This window comes from Candidatus Pseudomonas phytovorans (assembly GCA_029202525.1).
Lineage (GTDB): Bacteria > Pseudomonadota > Gammaproteobacteria > Pseudomonadales > Pseudomonadaceae > Aquipseudomonas > Aquipseudomonas phytovorans.
Window position 1 is genome coordinate 4,430,529 of the sequence record CP119325.1, and the last position, 20,509, is coordinate 4,451,037.

The window sequence follows — 20,509 nt, forward strand, 5'->3', positions numbered from 1 at the left end:
TACAAGAGAAACGCGAAGATGACCCGCCCCTCCAAACCCAGGCCTTTCACTGCGCCGGGCCTGCGCACCTGCCTGATGTTGGCTGCCCTGCTTGGTGGGCCTGGCGCTGCCTGTGCCAGCCAGGCCGACGATTACCACCTGCCGCAGGGCGACCTGGGCGAAGTACTGACCCAGTTCGCTGCGCAAGCTGGCATCGTGGTGTCGTTCGACACCCAGCTGACACGCGGCAAACGTTCACCGGCACTCGACGGGCGCTATGACGTTGAGCAGGCGCTGCAGGTGCTGCTGGGCGGTACCGGGTTGCAGGCCATACGCGAGCGTGACGGGCGCTATTCGTTGCAATCGGCCAGCCGCGAGGGCGCGGCGCTGGAGTTGGCCCCAAGCCGGGTCGAAGCGCTGGGGCTGGGTTATGTCACTGAGGGCACCGGCGCCTACACAACGGGCGGGTCGACCACTGCAACCAAGCTACCTCTGAGCCTGCGCGAGACACCGCAGTCAGTCAGCATCATTACCCGCCAGGTGATCGACGACCACGGCTCGCAAGACATCGGCGACGTGCTACGCAACACGCCCGGGGTGTCGGTACAGGCGTACGACAGCGAGCGCATGGAGTACTCCGCACGCGGTTTTGCCATTACCAACTACCAGTACGATGGCATCAACACCATCTACGATGGCGTCTACGATGAGGGCGTGACCCATGTCGACATGGCTGCCTACGACCGCATCGAAGTCATCAAGGGTGCAACCGGCCTGATGACCGGCTCTGGCGACCCGTCGGCTACGGTCAACCTGGTACGCAAGAAGCCCACTCACGGCTTCAAGGCCTCGATCACCGCCAGCGCGGGGTCCTGGGACAACTACCGTACCGAAGGTGATATTTCGGGTCCGCTCAACGACAGCGGTAGCGTGCGTGGCCGGCTGGTGGGTGCCTACCAGGACCGCAAATCGTATCTGGACCACTACAAGCAGAAAAAGGACGTTTACTACGGCATCGTCGAAGCCGACCTGACGCCCGACACCCTGCTCACCTTCGGCATCGACAACCAGGCCACAACCCCGCGCGGGTCGTCCTGGACCGGTAACCCGACGTACTTTTCCGACGGCAGCCGCACAGATTTCTCACGCTCGCACAACCCGGCGGCAGACTGGAGCCGCCGCGACTTCGAGTCCACCACCTACTTCACCTCGCTGGAGCAGGCCCTGGCCAATGACTGGAAGGTCAAGCTCAGCCTCAACCACATGATCAGCGATCATGATACCCGCCTGGCGTCTGCCAGCGGCGGCAACCCGGACCCGGTTACTGGCGAGGGCATGTTCCTGTACTGGGGGCGTTGGGAAGGCCACCGCGTGCAAAACACCGCCGACGTGAATGTATCCGGCCCGTTCACCCTGTTCGGCCGCGAGCATGACTTGGTGGCAGGCTTCATGACTTCGCATTCGAAGCAGACCGGCGACACTTACGACGGCAGCGCGTTCGAGATGGTGCCCGGCTCCATCTTCGACTGGAATGGCAAGCTGCCGGAGCAGAACTTCCCGAAAAACGGCGACTACACCACCACGCAAAGCCAGAATGGCGCCTACGTGGCCACCCGCCTGAAGCCGACCGACAAGCTTTCGGTCATCCTCGGCACCCGGGTCAGCACCTTCAAGTACAACGATGATGAAGACTATTACCCCACGTCTTCGCTGAGCGACACCCACGCCAGCTACAAGGAACACGGGGTGGTCACCCCCTATGCGGGCGTGGTCTATGACCTGGACGACACCTACTCGGTGTATGCCAGCTACACGTCGATCTACCAGCCGCAAGTGTACAAGGACATCAACGGCGCCACCCTCGCGCCTGTCGAAGGCGACGGCTATGAAGCCGGGTTCAAGGCTGCATGGTTCGACGGCAGACTGAACGGTACCCTGGCGTTCTTCCGCATCGAACAAGACAACGTCGCCTCCAACGTCGGCACCAACCCGGTAACCAACGAAGGCATCTACAAAGCCATTGACGGCGCTACCACCAAAGGCGTCGAGCTGGAACTGGCCGGCGAACTGGCGCCCGGCTGGAACGTCACCGCCGGCTACACCTACGCCCGTACCCGCGACGCCGACGACCAGCGGATCTTCGGCTTCCCTCTGGCAACCACCAAGCCTGAGCACGTGGTGCGGCTGTTCAATACCTACCGCCTGCCTGGCGCATTCGACCAGGTGACCGTGGGCGGCGGGCTGCGCTGGCAGAGCGGCTTCTACGGCAATATCTACAGCCCGATTGCCAATGACTACACCCGCATCAAGCAAGGCGGCTACACGCTGGTGGACCTGATGGCGCGCTATCAGTACAGCGAGCACTTGAGCTTCACGGTCAATGCCAACAACGTGTTCGACAAGGTCTACCTGACCGGGCTGGGGAACTTCGATACCACGTATTACGGCGAGCCACGCAATATGATGGTCACGACCCGCTGGGACTTCTGACAGGGCTGCAAGGCAACCCAGGATTTCAGCGTTGGTGCGCAAATTGCCGGGGCCGCTTTGCGCCCCTTCGCGGGCTTGCCCGCTCCCACAGGTTGCGCGCTCGATGCAGAATCGCGCTATCTCTGTGGGAGCGGGCAAGCCCGCGAAGGGGCGCAAAGCGGCCCCAATTTGCTTGAATGACTGGTATGAGGGCTAACCCGCCTGCACGATGATCTGGCTCTGCAGGTCGCGGATCATCGCCTCCAGCGCCGGTTTCATGGCCGCGAAATCCTCCGCTGTGCACACCACATCCGGCCGGCTGAACTTGAACCGCCGCTCCACCACCACCGCATTGCCATCTTGAGTGTAACGTGCGCTGTAGTCGACATTGCCGTCATGCAGATCCACAGGTTTCGGCAGTGCCAGCACGTTGACCTGGGCCGGGAACTCGAAGCGCGAGGTCTCCACAGTGTCATTGCCAATGCACACGAAGCTTTGGCTGCGTTCCTTTTCCAGAGTAAAGCTGTACACATTCTGCGAGATACCGCCCGCCAGGCTGGTAAGGGTCGCCACACCCACCGGCCCTGGCAGATTGACCAGATTTTCCGTGCGCCCATCCACATTGCTGACAAAGTCGCCAGTGGCAGTGGGCGGCTCGACCTTGAACGAACCAGTGCCGCGTTGCCCGTAGGCGGCCAGCACTCTTTCGACCAGCATGTCGCGGTCTGCCGGCTTCATCAGTTTCACCCCAAAGCGGCTCATCTCGCTGGCCCAGCCCTTGACCGTCGAAACGTTGGTGAAGTCGGCGCCACCATCGGCCTTGACCTTGAACTGCAAGTCACTGGAAACCTGGTTCAGTTGCATGGCCGGGGTTTGGCCAAACTCGCCGGTTGCAGTCAGCAGCACCCGCTTGTTCAACACGGTCAATGGCAGGTACCCAGCGGCAATCGACGGATCAGTTGAGTCCAGGTACAAGTCCAGGCTCGGCACATAGGTGATCACGTGGTTCAGCACACCCAAGGTCGGTACTTTGGGGAACACATAGGCAGTGCCCTGGTTCACCATGGCCGGGGTGCTCTTGATGCCGACCGCGCTCAGCAGCGCTTCGAGCAGCGCAACATGGTCCTTGCAGTCGCCGTAGCGGTTGTCCAGTACGGTTTGCGCGGCATGCGGCACTACCCCGCCAGCGCCGACATACACCGCCACATAGCGGATGTTTTCGCGTACCCAGTCACTGAGGGTCAGGGCTTTTTCCCGCGCAGTTGGCAAACCGGCGGTCAGGCGCTGCGCCAGTTCGCTGATCTGTGGGGTGACCTCGACCGTCGCCCTGGCCTGGTAAGCCTGAGCGAAGTCCTTGAAGCCGGAGAAGGTCGAAACCGCCAGGTAGTGGCCATAGTCCAGGTACGACACTGCACCCGTCTCGATCCGCGCCCGCGCTGACGGTACGTAGTCCCAGCGATACACCGTGCGCCCTTGCCCGGTAGCGGGTGGCGACGCCTTGAAGCCGCGCGCATCGGCCTGCAGCGGCATGCCCTGGGGCAGGTCATAGGTCAGCGAGAACTGCCCGACCGGGTAGAACTGCGGCACGGTGATGTCTTCGAACTGCCCGGGAAACAGCGGGGTAGCGCGGTGACGTTGATAACGCAGCACCAGCCGGTCACCCACCGCAACCTCGGGGAAGATAACCACCTTGTTGACCGAGTCCTGGAACATCGGCGCCTGCGCAGAAGCCTGCTCTTGCTGCTCCTTGATATGCGCGGCATCCACCTGCACTTTTCGGCCGTCAGGCTTTTGCGTGTAGGCTTCGACCACCTCCAGCGTCTCCAGCGAACGGTTGTAGCTTACCGGGTGCTGGGCATTGGTCTTGATGGCGCGCTCTTCGTTGATCAGCATGACGCTGTCGACATCCAGACGGAAACTGCCGTCTTTTTGCACCACAAACGTCTGCGCGATTTTTTCCAGGGTGACGGAACGGTCGAGACCATCGGTAAAAGCGTGGGCAAGGCCCACCCAAAGCATTGTGACAGGCAGCAGAACAGCTGCCAGGTATGGCTTTTTGAACATGGAGATCCTTCTCGATCAGCGGACTACAATCAACAATGATACGCATTGCCGCCGTATGATGGCAAAGTGACAATATTGCTCAGCGTTGCCCCGCCAGTTCGGCCAGCACTTCAACCGAGGTAGTGACCTGACGGAAATGATGCTGCCACAGCTCGATGCCCAGCTTGGCCGAGCGGTCCAGCGAAGACCCTACCGTCATGTCCGTCACCAGGGTGGGCGTCAGGCCCGCATCAAACAGGGCAAAACCGGCGGCCAGCACACAGGTTTCGGTCTGCAGCCCACACACCAGCACCCGCTCCACGCCCAGCTGCCGGATGTACTCGATGGCTTCGGCGCTCTGCCCGTAGCCATGTTTGATGAACACCTGGTCAGCTTCGACCAGGCTTTCGTCCTCGGCCGCCGGGTGCCAGCCGAGCTGCCGCTCGAACGGCGTGACCTGCTCGTTGTGCAACTCGACCGAGGCAATGGTAGGGATGTTCGCTGACAACCGCCGCAAACCATCGACCAGCCACTCGGGCGGGCTGAAAGTGGACTGGACATCGACGATAAGCAAAACCTGGCGCACAGCGTTCTCCGGCCATTGGCAAAATGGCCCGGAGTATAACGCGTGGTGCAGGGGCTTGATCACCAGTCGTAGGTCATCTCTACCGACGCTACCCGCTCCTGCCCGTAGTAGCAGCCAAACGCATAGTTGCAGTCCGAAACGTACTCGCGATCAAAGATGTTCTGCACATTCACGCTGGCCTGCAGGCCGCGCAGGCTTGCGTCGAGCTTGCCCAGGTCGTAGCTGACGGTAGCGTCGTACACGGCATAGGCCGGCACATCGAAGGTATTGGCCGAGTTGCCCGGCTTGCGGCCGGTGTAACGGGCGCCGGCGCCAAAGGTCAGGCCATTGAGCGTGGCCTGGGTGAAGTGGTAATCCACCCACAGTGTGGCCGACACAGGCGCCTGCGACTCGTTGCGGTTGCCCTGGTCGCCATAGGTGCTTTTGGTATAGAACGAGTCGATGTAGGTGGCTGCGGCCAGCACATCGACATTCTCGATACTGGATTTGAGTTCCAGCTCCACCCCACGCGAGCGCACCTCGCCATTTTGCGTCTCGTACTGCGGGTATTCGGTATCACCGGTCTTCACGTTCTTCTGCTTCACCTCGAACACCGAGGCGGTGAACAGGGTGCCTTCGACTGGCTGGTACTTCAGCCCCACTTCGTATTGCTCACCTTCGGTTGGCTCGAACGCCTTGCCGCCGCGCTCGGGCGCTGCGGTGCCCAGTGTGGGCAAGAACGACTGGGAATAGCTGACATACGGCGCCAGGCCAAACTCGGTGACATAGGTAAGGCCGATGCGTCCGGTAAACTTGTTGTCGCGCTGAGAGGCAATGCTGTGTGCCAGCAGATCCTTGTTGTCGATTTCAGCCCAGTCCTGGCGCCCACCCACGGTCAGGATCCAGTTATCCAGCTTGATCTGGTCCTGCACGTAGAGCCCGGTCTGGCGCACGGTGTTGTCCCAACGGGTATCCAGCACCGGCGTTACGCTGCTGCTGTCGTAATTGTTTTTGCCATAGAGGTCGACAGGCAACACGTTGTAGGCGTTGTAGCCATCGTACTTGCGGCTGAAATGACGATAATCAGCACCGGCCAGCAAGGTGTGCCGCAGTGCACCCGTATTGAAGGTGTACTCCAGGTTGTTATCTATCGTGTAGGCGATGTTGTGCTGGCGCCAGTCAAGCTTGACCCGGTTGGCGCGGGTGTAGTCGACCACATCGCCATCTGTCACGAAGCTGCGCAGATAGAAGCCCTTGTACTGGTCGCGCACATCGGTGTATCGCGCCGTTGAACGCCAGGCCAGGTCATCGTTGAAACGGTGGTTGAAGTCGTAACCCAGCACGTACTGGTCGCGTTTGTAATCGTTGTAGTGTGAGTCGCCCGAGAAGAAGTCGCGGTCGATTTTCTGACCCGTCGGGCCACGCTTGAGCGAGCCGATCATTGGCAGCGATTGGTAGTCGGCCAGGCCGTCATCGCGCTGCACTTGCGCCAGCAACGTCAGCGACGTGTCCTCGTTCGGCGCCCAGGTCAGGCTAGGCGCCAGCAACAAGCGCTCGCTGTGGGTGTGGGCGACCATTTCGTTGCCTTTATCGGCAACGCCGACCAGGCGATAGGTGAAGGTTTTTTGCTCATCCAGCGGGCCGCTGGTGTCGAAGGCACCATTGACGCGGTTATAGCTGCCGGCGCCAAGCTTGACCTGGCTACGCTGCTCGCGGGTCGGGCGCTTGGAGACCATGTTGATCAACCCGCCCGGCTGGTTTTGCCCATACAGCACCGAAGAGGGGCCTTTGAGCACTTCGATGCGTTCCAGCGTGTACGGGTCGATCTGAGGTGCGCCCCCCAGGCTACCGGCGTACGGCAGGTACGCGCCGTCCAGATACAGCGGAGTCGGGGCAAAGCCGCGGCTGGTGATTTCGTCGGCAATGCTGTTGCGATCGGTAAAGCCGCCGGTGGCCAGGCCCGGGGTGTAACGCAGCGCCTGGGTCAGGTTGCGCGCCCCCTGGGCTTGCACCTGGTCGGCGGTGATCACGTTGATGGCCTGGGGGATCTCCAGGATGGGCGTGTCGGTCTTGGTCCCGGTGGCACTGCGGCTGGCGACGTAGCCGTTCACCGGTCCGTAGGCAGACTCCGCCGCTGTGCCGGTAATGCTGGTGGCGCCCAACTGCAGGGTTGAATCGTCACCGTCCATGGGCAACAGCGAGTAGCTGCCGTTGGCCTGCTTCAACACCTGCAACCGGTTACCCGCCAGCAACTGGCGCAGGCCAGCGTCAGGGCTGTAGCGACCCTGCAGGCCGGGCGACTTCATGGCCTGCACCGATGACGGCTCGAATGAAACCGTTACCCCGGCTGCCGAGGCAAATTGGGTGAGTGCCGTGGCCAGCGGGCCGGCGGCAATGTCGAACGAAGCTTCAGCCTGGCTTTGCGCAATGGCAGGGCTGGCGACCATCACCGTGGCCAATGGCGTTGCCAGCGCCACGCTGAACAGCGCGCGATTCACCGCACGTGCCAGTTTGGTCTTGGTCGAGTTGATCGATGGGGTGCGGTTGCAATCGTTGACAGCGTGCATGCGGTTTCCTTTCGCCCTGCGGCAGTTTTTTCGTTGCGCTTGTTGCGCGTCTACCTACAAGTCGAACGAGAACGTAAATCGATAACCCCTCTGGCAAAAAAAATAGGGGGGTTTCAGGCAGCCTCGACGCGCGTCCAGTACCGGCTGAAGCGACGAAGGCGCACAGGCAGCGTGGTGGTAAGGTTTTCCAGGACAATATCGATGTCGCCCAGGTGAAACGCCCCGGACACTCGCAACCCGCTCACGGCCGCATCACAGCCCAGGTAACCTGGCCGATACCGCTGCAGCTCGCCGACAACATCGGCCAGGCGCCAGTTATCCACGATCAGCATCTGCCGGGCCCATGCATCCGCCATCGCCGCTACCGGTGTCAGGTCGCCCGTTTTTGCGGCGCTGAAGTCCAGCTGTTGCCCGGCGTCTACCCGCACAACCCCCATGGCGTGTGCACTGCGCACTTGCACTGCATGCTGCAGCACGCTGACCCGCGAAACGTCATTGTCGCAGCGCACGATGAAGCGCGTACCCAGTGCGCGGACGCTGCCCTGCCCGGTATGCACGATGAACGGCCGAGACAATGCATCCACTGCGGTCTGCACCAGGATCTCCCCCTTCAGCAACTCAAGTGCGCGCCACTCGCCGTCGTAGCGGATATCAACAGCGGTGTCGGTGTTCAGTTGCAGTTGGCTGCCGTCGTCCAGCTGCAACGAACGCTGCTCGCCAACGCCTGTGCGTACATCGGCCATCAGCCGTGCAACGCCGCCGTCACGCAACACCATCCCCCCTGCCCCACCCGCTACCAACAGCACGGACAGCACCTTGAGCACTTCGCGGCGCTTGGCCCTGGCGCTGCTCAACGTCGGCCGTGCAATGCCGGGCGTGACCTGCGCCAGCTTGCCCTGCAAGCGTGCAAGGCGCTCCCATGCCTGCAGGTGTCGTGGGTCACTCAGCAACCAGCGCTGATGCGCCACTCGCGTGGCGTCGTCCGCCTCACAGCGCAGCTCGACATACCAGCGCGCGGCAGCCTCCAGTGTGTTGCGATCCAATGTTTCAGCCCCCGACATGCTTCACGCCTCGGCCAGCATCAGGCAATGGGTCAGTGCCCGCACTGCATGCTTTTTGACGGTGGTGAGCGAAACATCCAGGCGCCGCGCGATTTCCACATAGCTCAAACCATCGAGCTGGGCCATGAGGAAGATTTCGCGGGTGCGCGTGCCCAGGCCATCAAGTAGCCGGTCGATTTCCAGCAGGGTCTCGATAATCAGCAGGCGAGCCTCGGGCGAAACCTCCACATGCTCGGGCCGTGCCGCGAGGGTTTCCAGGTAGGCCTGCTCCAGCGCGCGCCGCCGGAACATGTCGATCATCAGGCTGCGGGCGACACTGCTCAAGTAAGCCCGGGGTTGTTGCAGCTCGGCCGCCTTGCGCAGGGTCAGCACCCGCATGAACGTGTCCTGAGCCAGGTCGGCGGCATGTTCCACGCAACCAAGCTTGCCGCGCAGCCACCCGCACAACCAGGAATGGTGGTCCGCGTAAAGCGTGTGCACGGCTTTTTGCAGGGAAGGGTCAGCACAGGACATGGTAGAACCGATGAGAGCGTCTTTAGTAATGACTCTCATTTAACCTGAGTCTGATCGGATTTCGCAATTGCTTTGCGCAGCAGACTGCAAACACAACCTTCGAGGCAGTGAGCCTGCTTCGCAGGATTTGAAGGACGGCTAGGCCACAATACTTCTGCTCAACCCCAAGCCCCACGCCGCAGTCATCTTCTCTCCTACACGCTCAAACGCCGGATGGCTATTGCGATAATCTGCAAGCTCCGCCATCGCACGGTTCATGCCGACTTCCACTTTGTTGAGCAACTCATCGCAGCGCGCTTGCGTCAGGTTGCAGGCTGTGCGCCCGAACTGCACCAGCATCTTGCGCTTGGGCCACGCTTTCGACCCGCCCAGCAACAGCCCCATGATGTCGTGGCTGCTGTACACCGTGGTGGTCACCAGGTCATACGCGGGCGCGAGCCAGATATCGGCGTCCTCGGCACAGTTCTCGTAGAGCAGACCGAAGTTCTTCAAGTGTGCATCGCCGTTCTGGATACCGGCGCACAACGCAACCATGGTGAAGAAGTCCTCCAGCGCACGGGGTACCCGACCAGGCGCGACATAGAGTTTGATCAACTGCGCACAGCCTTGGTAGCTGCCATCGTATTTCTTGCGAGTACCCCACCCCGAAAGCACGCACATGTCCTCAAAGCCAAGGTAGGCGTTGTCGCCGACATCGAAGCGCCGAACAACCAGAAACCTGCCCTGCTGACTAAGCTGGAATTCAGGCACGTCCAGGCCGCAATGCAATGCCGCCCGCATGCAGAAATACTCGTTGGCCGCCAACTGAGGGAAATCTGATTCGTTGAATGCTTTTACCAGGTGTGTGGCACCGCGATGGGTGACCCGATCAACATCATGGGCGCCAGTATCAATATCCCGCACCAGCACCTTGGGCTGAACACCTGATACGCCTGAGTAGGCAGCGTAGGTACTCAAAAGCTCGGCAAACAGGTCGTTTGCACCGTCGTGAACCAGCAAGCTGGACAGCTTCATGCCTGGAACGGGGTCTTCACCGAGATGCTGAGCGATGCTGATCCGGCCCAGTTGGTGGGGGCCGACAATGCCCAGCAAGGCGAAATCGTCAAAGCCGCGCACGGACTTGCTGAACCGACGCATCAGCTCTTCCTTGAGGTGCCCTTCGGGAAGGTTCATCTCGAACAAGGGGTGTATTCCGTACTCCCACTTATAGCTCTCCAGGCGCGTTGGCATGGTCACGGAGACGGCTTGTGCTTCGCCAGCCGATGGGTTGTAAGTGAAGACCGTATCACGCGGATTTTCGTCACTGCGCCCCAGAGTGCCGACAGTGGCGTCGCCCGCGCCGACGTACAAGCGATCACTCGATCTGATCATGGATACCCCCGGCCTTCAGCTCATCGAGGGTTCTACGCCGGCGCTTGGGCGTGGCCGTCAGTTGGTATCCCAAACCCTCCAGGATCGCTGCAACCTTGCGAATGCCGACTTCGGGGATCGAGTTGTTCTCGATCCCCGAGATGGTCGCGCGACTCATGCCATGACGCTGCGCAAGCTGGGCTTGGGAAAGCCCGGCATCTTTACGCAGCTTCTTGATGAGTTTGCCCAAGTCATCCATTCAATTTGCACCATATACAATGCACAAATAAAGAAATCAAACAAATGCATCGTATTTGATTCAAATTACACTGTACAGGTGTTTTTCTACTGCCCTGTGACATCAACTTTTTCGGACGCAATACCCTACAAGAGAAACGCCTGGCACACGACTGACCAGCACGTGCGGCGCCGCAGCCGAAAGGCTCGCGCCGAGCGCCAGCAGCAAGAGGCAAAGGCCTTGCATCTGCGCCACACCTTTATTGAAAAGGGTCATAGCCAAACTCATCACTGCGGCTGTTCCATTCCACCACCACTCGCCGGTTGTATTGCATGGCCTCTGCATCACTGCCCTCGTGCGCGGGGTAGCGCTCGCCATAGGCACGCGTGTTCAACTGATCGTACAAAGCGCCATACTTCACCAGGTAATAGGCGATCATGTCGGCGCGTGCCTGGGCCAGTACCACGTTCTGCTCCGGTGAGCCCTCGTCATCCGTGTGGCCCTCGATGAACACCTCCGCCTGTGGGTGGTCCAGCAGAAAGCCTGCTACCTGCCCCAGCCTGGGGATGTCCTTTTCGGCAACAGCCGCGCTGTCGGTGGCGAAGTACACGACCAGGCCACCGGCCGTTTCGCGCTCATCCGACTGCAGGCGCAGTGCGCGTTCATTGAAGGCATCGGCTTGGTCAGGATTCACCAGCAAACGGTGGTCGCTGCCAAGGGGATCGACAGTGCAGGCTGCCGTGGCGAGCATGCACAGGACAGGCAGCAGGTAACGCAGGCAACTGTTCATAAGCCCCCCTCGCCCGTGCACAACAGGCATACACCAAGCCACTGATAAAGCTTCAGCAGCAGAAAGTCCCAGGCCCGGCTGAACCAGCCACCCTCGTCGACTGCCTCCATGACCACCAAGGGTTTTTCCGCGATATGCCGGGACCCGATCTGGAAATTGACAACACCCACCACCTGCCCCGCCTGCAACGGCGCGTGCAGTTCGGGGCTGTCGAGGATGGCACTTACGCTCACTTCAGCGGCCTGCCCGTAGGGCACGCTGATGGCCGGGTGTGCACCTGCATTGAGTTTCACGTTTGGCGTATCACCAAACCACACACGCTTGCTTACAAACACTTCGTCAGCCTTGATCGGGGTGACCGTCTCGAACGCCCGAAACCCCCACTTCAGCAGCTTTTCACTCTCCTGGAACCTCAGCCGATCCGACTCGGCGCCCAGTACCACGGCAATCAACCGACGCCCGTTGAGCCCCGCCGAAGTCACCAGACTGTAGCCACCTGCAGCGGAATTACCCGTCTTCAGACCGTCGACAGCAAGGCTGGTGCTCCACAACAACCGGTTGCGGTTGTGCTGAAGAACGTGGTTGAAAGAAAACGCCTTTTCCTTGTAAAGGGCGTATTCAGCCGGCAATTGTTCGATCAGTGCCCGACTTAATAACGCCATGTCCCGCGCGCTGCTGTATTGCCCTTCGGCAGCCAGGCCATGCACGGTCTTGAACTGGGTATTGAGCATGCCGAGTTGGCGCGCCTGTTCATTCATGGCATCGACAAAAGACTGTTCACTGCCGGCCATGTAATCCGCCAGCGCTATACAAGCATCATTGCCGGACTGAATGACAATGCCCTTGTTCAAGTCATCAATCGTCACGCGGTCACCGGGTTTCAGGAACATCAATGACGATCCTTGCAATTGCGCGTTGCCAGCAGCCGAAGCGTCGGTGTCGATCGTGACGTGGTCATTCAAATCGACACCACCGCCACGCAAGGCCTGGCCCAGCACATAGCTGGTCATGATCTTGACCAGGCTGGCCGGATCTACACGGGCATCGGCATTGCCCTGCGCCAGCACTTCGCCGCTTTCATGGTCCATCAACAACCACGCTTGCGCGGCAACCCCCGGCGCCGGCAGATAATCTTCAGCCTGTGCCAGGCCTATATTCAGCACCAGCAACTTTGCAACTAACGCCCGTAACAACCAGCCGACAACTCGTATACCTTCCATACACTCCAGAACCCGAAACTCATCACAACGCATATATCCAGCGCCCACCTGAAGTGCACAGCTGAACTATTTGTCGGCGCATTGTGCGAGTGCGTATACTATAAATCAATCAACTATCAGGATATCTGATATGCATAATATTGATATCGATAATGTCGACTTGAACCTGCTCAGGGTATTTGTAGCTCTGATCGAAGAAGGCGGCGCCAGCCGCGCCGCGCTGCGCCTGGGCGTTACCCAACCGGCCGTCAGCGCCGCCCTCGCCCGCCTGCGGGAGGTCTACGCCGACCCGCTGTTTGAACGCACCGGTCGAGGCCTGCGGCCAACCACGCGGGCCAATGAGCTGGCGCCGCTGATTGGCGAGGCACTCAACCGCTGCCGGCAAGCCCTGGCGTTGTCGGTGGCGGGCAAGGACATCAAAGGCAGGACCATCACTGTCGGGCTTTCGGACGATGCCGAAATCGCTCTGGGCCAAGGCCTGCTGGCACTGGTCGACAAACAGCTGGGCGGGTTGCGTATCCTGTTCAGGCAAACCCATAGCGGCCTGGTCCAGGACATGCTGATGCGCCATCAGGTGGATATCGCCGTGTCTGCAGGCGGGTTGTCCTCACACCTGATCGCCAGGCAGCGCCTGGGCCGGGGCAATTACCTGGGCATTGCCGATGCGCACAACACCCCGCCCGTCAGTGCAGAGGACTATGCCCAGCGTCCGCACCTGCTGGTGTCCTCGGGTGGTTTTGTCGGCATCGTCGACGAAGGCCTGAACGCTGCCGGGTACAAGCGCAGCATTCGTGCCTCAACCTCACACTTTGCCGCCGTGCCGTTCCTGCTGGTGGGCTCGGAGCTGATCACCACGGTACCTACCCACGCCGCACGCGCCATGGAGCGAGTGTCGACCCTCAAAACCTTTCCTTGCCCGGTAGCGCTGCCTTCCTACGACCTGGAGATCGGCACGCGGGTCGGCAGCAAGCACGACAGCACACTGCAAACGGTCAAGGCACTGATCATCGAGCTGATTGAGCAGTCGTTCTGCCTGTCGTGACAGCCGTGTCCTCGATCAGCCGCGCCGGTATTGCAAGGATCAATACCGTTGCCCCCAAGGTGAGCACACCGGCAAACACATACAGGCCGAGGTCGAGGCTACCAGTGCTGGCCTTCACCGCCCCCAGCACAGCCGGGCTGGTGAAGCCGCCGAACAAGGCCAGCGAATTGATCAATGCAATGCCTCCGGCAGCCGCCTGGCTTCCCAGGTAGTGCGTGGGGATGGTCCAGAACAACGGCATCGAGGCGTACAACCCCACCGCTGCCACACTCAAGGTCACCAGCCCAGGTACCAACTGCCCCGGCACCCAGGTACAGGCAACCAAGGCACAGGCCGCCAGTACCATGCAGCTTGCCAGGTGCCAGCGGCGCTCACCCACAGCATCGGAGTGCCTGCCAATCACGAGCATGCCCACCCCACCGGCAAGGTACGGCACTGCCGTGAGCAAGCCGATGTGCAAAGGGTCTATTACGCCATAGCCTTTGATCATGCCTGGCAGCCAGAAGCCCAGGATATACAGCCCGGCCATCACCGAAAAGTACACCAGCGCCAGGGCATAGACCCGCGGGTCGCGCAGCACCGCACCCAGCCTGTGGCTGGCGCCCGCAACGGGCGCTGCGACCTCCTGGGCAATGCGTGCGCGCTCGTCGGCACTTAGCCATTTGGCGTCTTCGGGCCTGTCGATCAACAGCAACGCCGCCAGGATGCCCAGCACAATCGCCGGCGACCCTTCAAGCAGGAACATCCACTGCCAGCCATGCAGGCCATGCACGCCATCCATCGCACCGATGATCCAGCCGGATAACGGCCCGCCCAACACCCCGGCGATGGCGATGGCAGACATGAACACGGCAATCACACTGCCGCGCAGGCGTGCCGGGAACCAGAAGGTCAGGTAAAGGATGATGCCAGGGAAGAACCCGGCTTCGAACACACCCAACAGGAAGCGGGCGGTATAGAACTGCAGTGGAGTCTGGACGAACATCATGCTGGACGACACCACGCCCCAGGCAATCATGATGCGCATGATCGTCCTGCGGGCACCGATACGCGTCAGCAACAAGTTGCTTGGCACTTCAAACAATACATAACCGATGAAGAAAATACCTGCTCCCAACCCGTACACCGCATCACTGAAACCCAGGTCCTGTTGCATGCGCAACGCCGCAAAGCCGATGTTCACACGGTCCAGGTAAGAGACGATGTAACTGACAAACAGCAAGGGCAAGATCTTCCAGGCGATCTTGCGGTACAACAGGCGCGAATCGTTGTTCATGTCTGAAAAGCCTCGGATGTTTTTCTTGTTTGACAGGGCTGCTTAGTGCATAGAAACGTGAATCGGCCCATGCCTCGCAGCAGAGGGTTGCCAGGCATGGGCCGATTCAGTGGTGTCGGGTGTTCAGATCACTGCTGGAACTTGACGGAGGCCTTGGCCCGTTCATCGACGATCAGGGTGAATACGTCGGGCCGCGAATAGTGGCCGACCACATCGAAGTCGTAACGCGCCTTGACCAGCTCGGCGGAATCAATCTGCGCCACCAGCAAGCCCGGGCCGTTTTTCAGCGGGCCGGCAATTACCTCGCCCATGGGGCCGATGATCACGCTGTTGCCCTGCATCAGCAGGCGGTCATCATCCCAATGCGGCAGGCTTACCCCGAGGTCGCGCGGCGAAGGCTGGAACTGGCAGGCACTGACCAGGAAGCAGCGCCCCTCGTGAGCGATATGGCGCATGGAAACCTGCCAGTTGTCGCGCTCGTCCACGGTCGGTGCGCACCATACTTCGATGCCTTTGGCGTACATCGCCGTGCGTAGCAGGGGCATGTGGTTTTCCCAACAAATAGCTGCGCCGATCTTGCCAACCGGGGTGTCGATTACCGGCAGCGTCGAGCCATCGCCCTGCCCCCAGATAAGCCGTTCACTGCCGGTCGGCATCAGTTTGCGGTGGTTGCCGACCAGCCCCTGTTCCGGCGAGAAGAACAGCGCCGAGCAGAACAACGAACTGCCCGCACGCTCGATCACGCCGACCACCAGATGCGCACCGGTGCGTTGCGCCAGTGCTTCGAGTTCGGCAGTTTCAGCGCCCGGCACATCAATGGCATTGTCGAAATATCGCTGGAAAGCTTCCCGGCCTTCAGGCAGGCGATAGCCCATGTAAGTGCCGAATGTTTCACCTTTCGGATAACCGCCGAGCAAGGCTTCCGGCATGACGACCAATTGCGCGCCTGCGCGCTTTATTTCGGCTTCATAGGAAAGGACTGTGTCCAGCGTTTGTTGTTTGCCCTCAGGGTGAGAGCCAATTTGCAGTGCCGCTACAGTCGAGATAGTCATGGTCTTTTATTTTTCAGGTGGTGAAGGATCTGCATAGGTTCCACCGACCTTCGATATCAAGCAATTCGCATTACTTTAGATCTGTTATCAGTATTGTTTATATCAAGGCTTGCTGCGCGCGGCTCAAACCGTTGCCGTGACTGTCATCTCTGCCCTACTATTGCGAAAAATTCTCATATGAGACCTTGTCGCACAGCGAAAGGATGCCCGATGTCTCGCCTCGACCCCACTTACAGCCAGCAAATCCACACCTATTACACGGCCCACCACGGCTGGATTCGCGGTTGGCTGCACAAGCGCCTGGGCAATGCCAGCGATGCCGCCGACCTGGCCCATGACGTGTTCGTGCGCCTGCTGAGCAAGCCGCAACAGTTCCAGACCGACCAGCATGCGCGAGCCTACCTGAGCACCGTTACCCGCCATCTGTGCATCGACTTCTGGCGTCGCCAGCACTTGCAGCAGGCCTGGCTTGACGCCCTAGCGGCGCTTCCCGAACCGCTGGCACCCAGCGAAGAAGACCGCGCGCTGGTGTTTGAAGCACTGGAGCAGGTGCAACGGATGCTCGCGCGCTTGCCGGAGAAGGTCTGCCAGGCTTTTCTGCTGGCCCAGGTACAGGGGCTGGGCTACCGGGAAATCGCCCAGCAGTTGCAGGTGTCCGAACGCAGCGTAACCAAGTACATGGCCCAAGCCATGTACCAGTGCCTGCTGCTGGAAATGGACCTGCCATGAAGGCCAGCGAGCAGCCGGACCATGCCACCTTGCAGGCAGCGGCGCACTGGTACGCACGCTTGCTCGCCGACCCGCTAAACCCGCGACTACGCCTGCGCTGGCAACAATGGCTGGCCGCAGCCAGCGCAAACCAGCTGGCATGGGGTCACGTGGAACGCATCAGCCAGCGCTTCTCTCCGCTGAAATTGCAGGCCGACGCCTCGCTGCAGGCACTGGGCAGCGTGCGGCGTACCGACATTGATCGCCGCCGCGCGGTTGGCCTGCTTGGCGTGCTGTGTGGTGGCAGCCTGCTGGCCCTGGCCGGCTGGCGAATACCTGCAGCCAGGCAACAACTGCTGGCGCTCAGTGCCGACCAGCACACCGCTACCGGCGAAGTGCGCCTCCTGCGCCTGCCAGACGGCGGCCAAGTGTGGCTGAACAGCGCAACCGCCTTGAACATCGACTACCGCACCAACCTGCGTCGCTTAGAGTTGCTGGCCGGCGAAGTGCTGGTGGAAACCGCCCATGAAAACCGGCCCTTCGTCATCGACACCCGCCAGGGCCGCCTGCAAGCGTTGGGCACCCGTTTCAGTGTCTGGCAACGCGAGCACAGCGCGCGCCTTAGCGTGTTTGACGGTGCGGTACGACTGCACCCGGCCGAGGGCCCCGATAGTCTGGTGGTTGGGGCAGGCTGGCAGGCAGATTTCGACCGCCAAGGCGCGCAGGCGCCACGTGCGGTGGACGAGTCACGCCAAGCCTGGCGCGACGGCCGGTTGCTGGCCAGCGACATCAGTCTTGGCGAATTCGTCGAGCAATTGCGTGCCCACCTGCCAGGCTACCTGGGGCTTGCCCCACAGGTGCAGGCTTTAAGGGTGATGGGCAGCTTCCCGGCCGACGACCCCGAACGCACCCTGGCCATGCTCGAAAGCGCACTGCCGATCAGGGTGCGCAAGCCCTTGCCATGGTGGTACAGCATCGAGCCACGCTGAGCCTGTGAGCGGGTTTACCCGCGAAGAGGTCCGCTCGGTGTACAGCACAATTTTTTGCCCAGAGGTGTTCCGGTTTTACCTCGCTCGTTCGGATTAGCAGATGAACACCTTGCTTCATCTGCCCCCACAAGGAACACTCATGCCCCTGCTTCCGCTTACCTTGCGCCCTCTGCTGCTGGCCCTGCCGTTGCTGGCTGCCTGCCCCGTCATGGCCGACGACAACCTGCGCCACTATGACCTGCCGGCCGGCCCGCTGACCCAGCAGCTCAATCGCCTGGCCAGTTCAGCCGGTATCTACATTGTCGGCGATGGCGCGCTCAGTCAGGGCAAGGCCAGCGCCCCGCTGCAAGGTAATTTCACCGCTGAACAGGCGCTGGAGCGCATGCTGCAAGGCAGTGGCCTGGTCGCCGTGCCCAGCGGCGAACGCCAATATCGGCTGCAACCCGCAGCACAAGGTGCGGGTCTGCAACTGGCGCCCACCAGCGTCGACGCTCGCCGGGACGGTGCTTACGGCGCCGTGGACGGTTACCTGGCCACCCGCGCCAGCAGCGCCAGCAAGACCGACAGCGCTCTGCTGGAAACCCCCGCCTCGGTGTCAGTGGTCACCCGCGACCGGATCAAGGCCCAAGGTGCGCAAACCATCACCGACGCGTTGAGTTACACCGCCGGCGTGCACACCAACGTCTCCGGCAACAACCCGACCGACAACACCCTGATGGTGCGTGGCTTCCAGCAGATCACCAGCGATGCCTACACCGATGGGCTGCGCAACAACAACACCGGCTACTATGCCCCCGAGCCGTTCGGCCTTGAGCGCATCGAAGTGCTCAAAGGGCCCGCATCGGTGATCTACGGCCAGGGCGAACCTGGCGGCATGATCAACCTGGTCTCGAAAAAACCGTTGTTTGCCGCCCACCGTGAAGTCGGCCTGTCGCTCGGCAACCATGACCGCCAGCAGCTGAGCCTGGATGTCGGTGACCTGGTCGACAGCCAGGGGACCCTCGCCTATCGCCTGGTGATGCTCGGCCGCGACGCCGACAACGAAATCGACGGGATCAAGGACGACCGCCAGTACGTAGCGCCCAGCCTGACCTGGGCACCGAACGAGGACACCAGCCTGACCTTGCTGGCGTCGTACCAGAAGAACACCAACCTGTTCACCTCGAACATGGCCTATTCCCTGTTCGACGGTTCCAACCCCAATGGCCGCGTGCCCCGCCACCGCTCGCTGAACGAACCGGGCTTCGACCGCGAACAGTCGGAAATGAACAACCTCGGTTATGAGCTGAGCCACCGCTTCAACGAAACGTTCAGCTTTCGCCAGAACTTCCGCTACAGCCACATGCACGGTTACCAGGACCAGCTGTTTCGCAACAGCGGCGTGATCAACGGCAACACCCTGGCCCGCTATTACGAACTGCGTGACTACAACAGCGACAACTACACCCTGGACAACCAGCTGCTCGCCAACTTCAGCAACGGCCCCCTGCGCCATGACCTGTTACTGGGCGTCGATTACCTGCGCGGCCATCGCAGCCAGGACATGCAGCACGGCGACGCGCCGTCGATCAACATCTACAACCCGGCACGTGGCATATCGATCGACACTTCGCGCTACACCTCGCTGCTGTCCACCGCCCGCGACGACCGCCAGACCGGGCTGTACCTGCAAGACCAGTTGCACCTCGACAACTGGGTTGCCACGCTGGGCGTGCGCCACGACTGGGCACGGCAGGACAGCACCAACCGTATCATTGGCAGCCATCAGGTGATCACCGACGAGGCCACTACCGCCCGCGCTTCATTCGGCTACAGCTTTGACATGGGCCTGTTCCCCTACGTGAGCTATAGCGAGTCGTTCAAGCTAGCCAGTGGCAACAGTTTTGACGGTTCACCCTTCGAGCCGGAAACCGCCAAGCAATATGAAGTCGGCATCAAATACCAGCCCCCAGGCAGCGAGCACTACGTGACCGTAGCGGCGTTCGACCTGCGCCGGCAGAACGTGGCAACAACAGATGTCGATCACCCAGGCTTCAGCGTCCAGCAAGGTGAGGTGACTTCGCGCGGGCTGGAGGTGGAAGGCGTGGCCAAACCGCTGCCTGGGCTTAACCTGATCACCGCGTACACCTACAATGATGTCGAGGTCACCAAGGACAACCCGAATACGCTGGGCGTCAGCAACAAAGGCAATACACCGGTGCGGGTGCCACGCCATCTGGCTTCGATGTGGGTCGACTACACCCTGCAGGGCGGGCCGCTGGCGGGGCTTGGCGCCGGCATTGGCGTGCGCTACACCGGTGCCACCTATGGCGATGCGCAGAACACCTTCGAGGTACCGGGCTACACCCTGGTCGACGCCATGCTGTCGTATGACTTCGGCAAGGCCAACACCGGTCTGCAGGGCTTGTCGGCACAGCTCAACGTGAAGAACCTGACCGACAAGTACTACGTGGCCGGCTGCTTTGCCACGGTGGCCTGCCTGCTGGGCAGCGGGCGGACAGTGACAGCAGACCTGACCTATCGCTGGTAGTCACACAGGGCGCGAGTTTACTGCGGAGGTCGCTTTGCGGCCCATCGCGCCACAAGGCCGCTCCAGAGAGATGCGATCATCTGTAGGAGCGGCCTTGTGTCACGATGGGCTGCGCAG

General features: G+C 61.1%; 16 protein-coding genes. 5 read left to right on the forward strand and 11 right to left on the reverse strand.

The window, feature by feature from the left end; all coding sequences use genetic code 11:
- Positions 1-18: 18 nt before the first annotated feature.
- On the forward strand, positions 19-2,469 hold the full coding sequence (locus P0Y58_19520; protein WEK29085.1) for a TonB-dependent siderophore receptor: 2,451 nt from the start codon (positions 19-21) through the stop codon (positions 2,467-2,469).
- A gap of 192 nt (positions 2,470-2,661) precedes the next feature.
- On the opposite strand, the gene P0Y58_19525 is transcribed toward P0Y58_19520, so the two are convergent.
- The 9 genes from P0Y58_19525 to P0Y58_19565 all read right to left on the reverse strand — a co-directional run bounded on the left by P0Y58_19525 (position 2,662) and on the right by P0Y58_19565 (position 12,828).
- The gene (locus P0Y58_19525) at positions 2,662-4,512 is read right to left on the reverse strand and encodes a DUF3857 and transglutaminase domain-containing protein (protein WEK29086.1); all 1,851 of its coding nucleotides are present in this window, start codon (positions 4,510-4,512) and stop codon (positions 2,662-2,664) included.
- A 79-nt stretch (positions 4,513-4,591) separates the two neighbouring features.
- Positions 4,592-5,077 carry an isochorismatase family protein gene (locus P0Y58_19530; protein WEK29087.1) on the reverse strand — a complete coding sequence of 162 codons (486 nt, stop codon included), beginning with the start codon at positions 5,075-5,077 and terminating at the stop codon, positions 4,592-4,594.
- A gap of 59 nt (positions 5,078-5,136) precedes the next feature.
- A complete protein-coding gene (locus P0Y58_19535; GenBank protein ID WEK29088.1) occupies positions 5,137-7,623 on the reverse strand; it encodes a TonB-dependent siderophore receptor in 2,487 nt (828 codons plus the stop codon).
- A 113-nt stretch (positions 7,624-7,736) separates the two neighbouring features.
- On the reverse strand, positions 7,737-8,684 hold the full coding sequence (locus tag P0Y58_19540; protein WEK29089.1) for a FecR domain-containing protein: 948 nt from the start codon (positions 8,682-8,684) through the stop codon (positions 7,737-7,739).
- A 3-nt stretch (positions 8,685-8,687) separates the two neighbouring features.
- On the reverse strand, positions 8,688-9,197 hold the full coding sequence (locus P0Y58_19545; protein WEK29090.1) for a sigma-70 family RNA polymerase sigma factor: 510 nt from the start codon (positions 9,195-9,197) through the stop codon (positions 8,688-8,690).
- 138 nt (positions 9,198-9,335) lie between these two features.
- Positions 9,336-10,568 carry a type II toxin-antitoxin system HipA family toxin gene (locus P0Y58_19550; protein WEK29091.1) on the reverse strand — a complete coding sequence of 411 codons (1,233 nt, stop codon included), beginning with the start codon at positions 10,566-10,568 and terminating at the stop codon, positions 9,336-9,338.
- Complete coding sequence (locus P0Y58_19555; protein WEK29092.1) at positions 10,552-10,806, reverse strand: helix-turn-helix transcriptional regulator; 255 nt, start codon at positions 10,804-10,806, stop codon at positions 10,552-10,554. The genes P0Y58_19550 and P0Y58_19555 overlap by 17 nt, the downstream gene beginning before the upstream one ends.
- Positions 10,807-11,044: 238 nt before the next feature.
- On the reverse strand, positions 11,045-11,575 hold the full coding sequence (locus P0Y58_19560; GenBank protein WEK29093.1) for an OmpA family protein: 531 nt from the start codon (positions 11,573-11,575) through the stop codon (positions 11,045-11,047).
- The gene (locus P0Y58_19565) at positions 11,572-12,828 is read right to left on the reverse strand and encodes a serine hydrolase (protein ID WEK29094.1); all 1,257 of its coding nucleotides are present in this window, start codon (positions 12,826-12,828) and stop codon (positions 11,572-11,574) included. The genes P0Y58_19560 and P0Y58_19565 overlap by 4 nt, the downstream gene beginning before the upstream one ends.
- Before the next feature lie 97 nt (positions 12,829-12,925).
- On the opposite strand from P0Y58_19565, the gene P0Y58_19570 reads away from it, so the two are divergent.
- Positions 12,926-13,837 carry a LysR family transcriptional regulator gene (locus P0Y58_19570; GenBank protein WEK29095.1) on the forward strand — a complete coding sequence of 304 codons (912 nt, stop codon included), beginning with the start codon at positions 12,926-12,928 and terminating at the stop codon, positions 13,835-13,837.
- Here P0Y58_19570 and P0Y58_19575 read toward each other — a convergent pair.
- Positions 13,800-15,113, reverse strand: coding sequence for an MFS transporter (locus P0Y58_19575; GenBank protein ID WEK29096.1), 1,314 nt, complete (start codon positions 15,111-15,113; stop codon positions 13,800-13,802). The genes P0Y58_19570 and P0Y58_19575 overlap by 38 nt on opposite strands.
- A 128-nt stretch (positions 15,114-15,241) precedes the next feature.
- Complete coding sequence (locus P0Y58_19580; GenBank protein WEK29097.1) at positions 15,242-16,165, reverse strand: carbon-nitrogen hydrolase family protein; 924 nt, start codon at positions 16,163-16,165, stop codon at positions 15,242-15,244.
- A 210-nt stretch (positions 16,166-16,375) separates the two neighbouring features.
- Between P0Y58_19580 and P0Y58_19585 the strand changes: the two genes are divergently transcribed.
- The 3 genes from P0Y58_19585 to P0Y58_19595 all read left to right on the forward strand — a co-directional run bounded on the left by P0Y58_19585 (position 16,376) and on the right by P0Y58_19595 (position 20,392).
- The gene (locus P0Y58_19585; GenBank protein WEK29098.1) at positions 16,376-16,894 is read left to right on the forward strand and encodes a sigma-70 family RNA polymerase sigma factor; all 519 of its coding nucleotides are present in this window, start codon (positions 16,376-16,378) and stop codon (positions 16,892-16,894) included.
- Positions 16,891-17,862, forward strand: coding sequence for a FecR domain-containing protein (locus P0Y58_19590; protein WEK29099.1), 972 nt, complete (start codon positions 16,891-16,893; stop codon positions 17,860-17,862). Before P0Y58_19585 ends, P0Y58_19590 begins: the two co-directional genes overlap by 4 nt.
- Positions 17,863-18,001: 139 nt before the next feature.
- Positions 18,002-20,392 carry a TonB-dependent siderophore receptor gene (locus P0Y58_19595; protein WEK29100.1) on the forward strand — a complete coding sequence of 797 codons (2,391 nt, stop codon included), beginning with the start codon at positions 18,002-18,004 and terminating at the stop codon, positions 20,390-20,392.
- The last annotated feature ends 117 nt before the right edge of the window (positions 20,393-20,509 follow it).

What these genes read in the sequence shown, in the direction of transcription:
- P0Y58_19520 (WEK29085.1), top strand. Translation starts at nt 19, where the DNA reads ATGACCCGCCCCTCCAAACCCAGGCCTTTCACTGCGCCGGGCCTGCGC.
- P0Y58_19525 (WEK29086.1), bottom strand. Translation starts at nt 4,512, where the DNA reads ATGTTCAAAAAGCCATACCTGGCAGCTGTTCTGCTGCCTGTCACAATG.
- P0Y58_19535 (WEK29088.1), bottom strand. Translation starts at nt 7,623, where the DNA reads ATGCACGCTGTCAACGATTGCAACCGCACCCCATCGATCAACTCGACC.
- P0Y58_19540 (WEK29089.1), bottom strand. Translation starts at nt 8,684, where the DNA reads ATGTCGGGGGCTGAAACATTGGATCGCAACACACTGGAGGCTGCCGCG.
- P0Y58_19545 (WEK29090.1), bottom strand. Translation starts at nt 9,197, where the DNA reads ATGTCCTGTGCTGACCCTTCCCTGCAAAAAGCCGTGCACACGCTTTAC.
- P0Y58_19550 (WEK29091.1), bottom strand. Translation starts at nt 10,568, where the DNA reads ATGATCAGATCGAGTGATCGCTTGTACGTCGGCGCGGGCGACGCCACT.
- P0Y58_19555 (WEK29092.1), bottom strand. Translation starts at nt 10,806, where the DNA reads ATGGATGACTTGGGCAAACTCATCAAGAAGCTGCGTAAAGATGCCGGG.
- P0Y58_19560 (WEK29093.1), bottom strand. Translation starts at nt 11,575, where the DNA reads ATGAACAGTTGCCTGCGTTACCTGCTGCCTGTCCTGTGCATGCTCGCC.
- P0Y58_19565 (WEK29094.1), bottom strand. Translation starts at nt 12,828, where the DNA reads ATGCGTTGTGATGAGTTTCGGGTTCTGGAGTGTATGGAAGGTATACGA.
- P0Y58_19570 (WEK29095.1), top strand. Translation starts at nt 12,926, where the DNA reads ATGCATAATATTGATATCGATAATGTCGACTTGAACCTGCTCAGGGTA.
- P0Y58_19575 (WEK29096.1), bottom strand. Translation starts at nt 15,113, where the DNA reads ATGAACAACGATTCGCGCCTGTTGTACCGCAAGATCGCCTGGAAGATC.
- P0Y58_19580 (WEK29097.1), bottom strand. Translation starts at nt 16,165, where the DNA reads ATGACTATCTCGACTGTAGCGGCACTGCAAATTGGCTCTCACCCTGAG.
- P0Y58_19585 (WEK29098.1), top strand. Translation starts at nt 16,376, where the DNA reads ATGTCTCGCCTCGACCCCACTTACAGCCAGCAAATCCACACCTATTAC.
- P0Y58_19590 (WEK29099.1), top strand. Translation starts at nt 16,891, where the DNA reads ATGAAGGCCAGCGAGCAGCCGGACCATGCCACCTTGCAGGCAGCGGCG.
- P0Y58_19595 (WEK29100.1), top strand. Translation starts at nt 18,002, where the DNA reads ATGCCCCTGCTTCCGCTTACCTTGCGCCCTCTGCTGCTGGCCCTGCCG.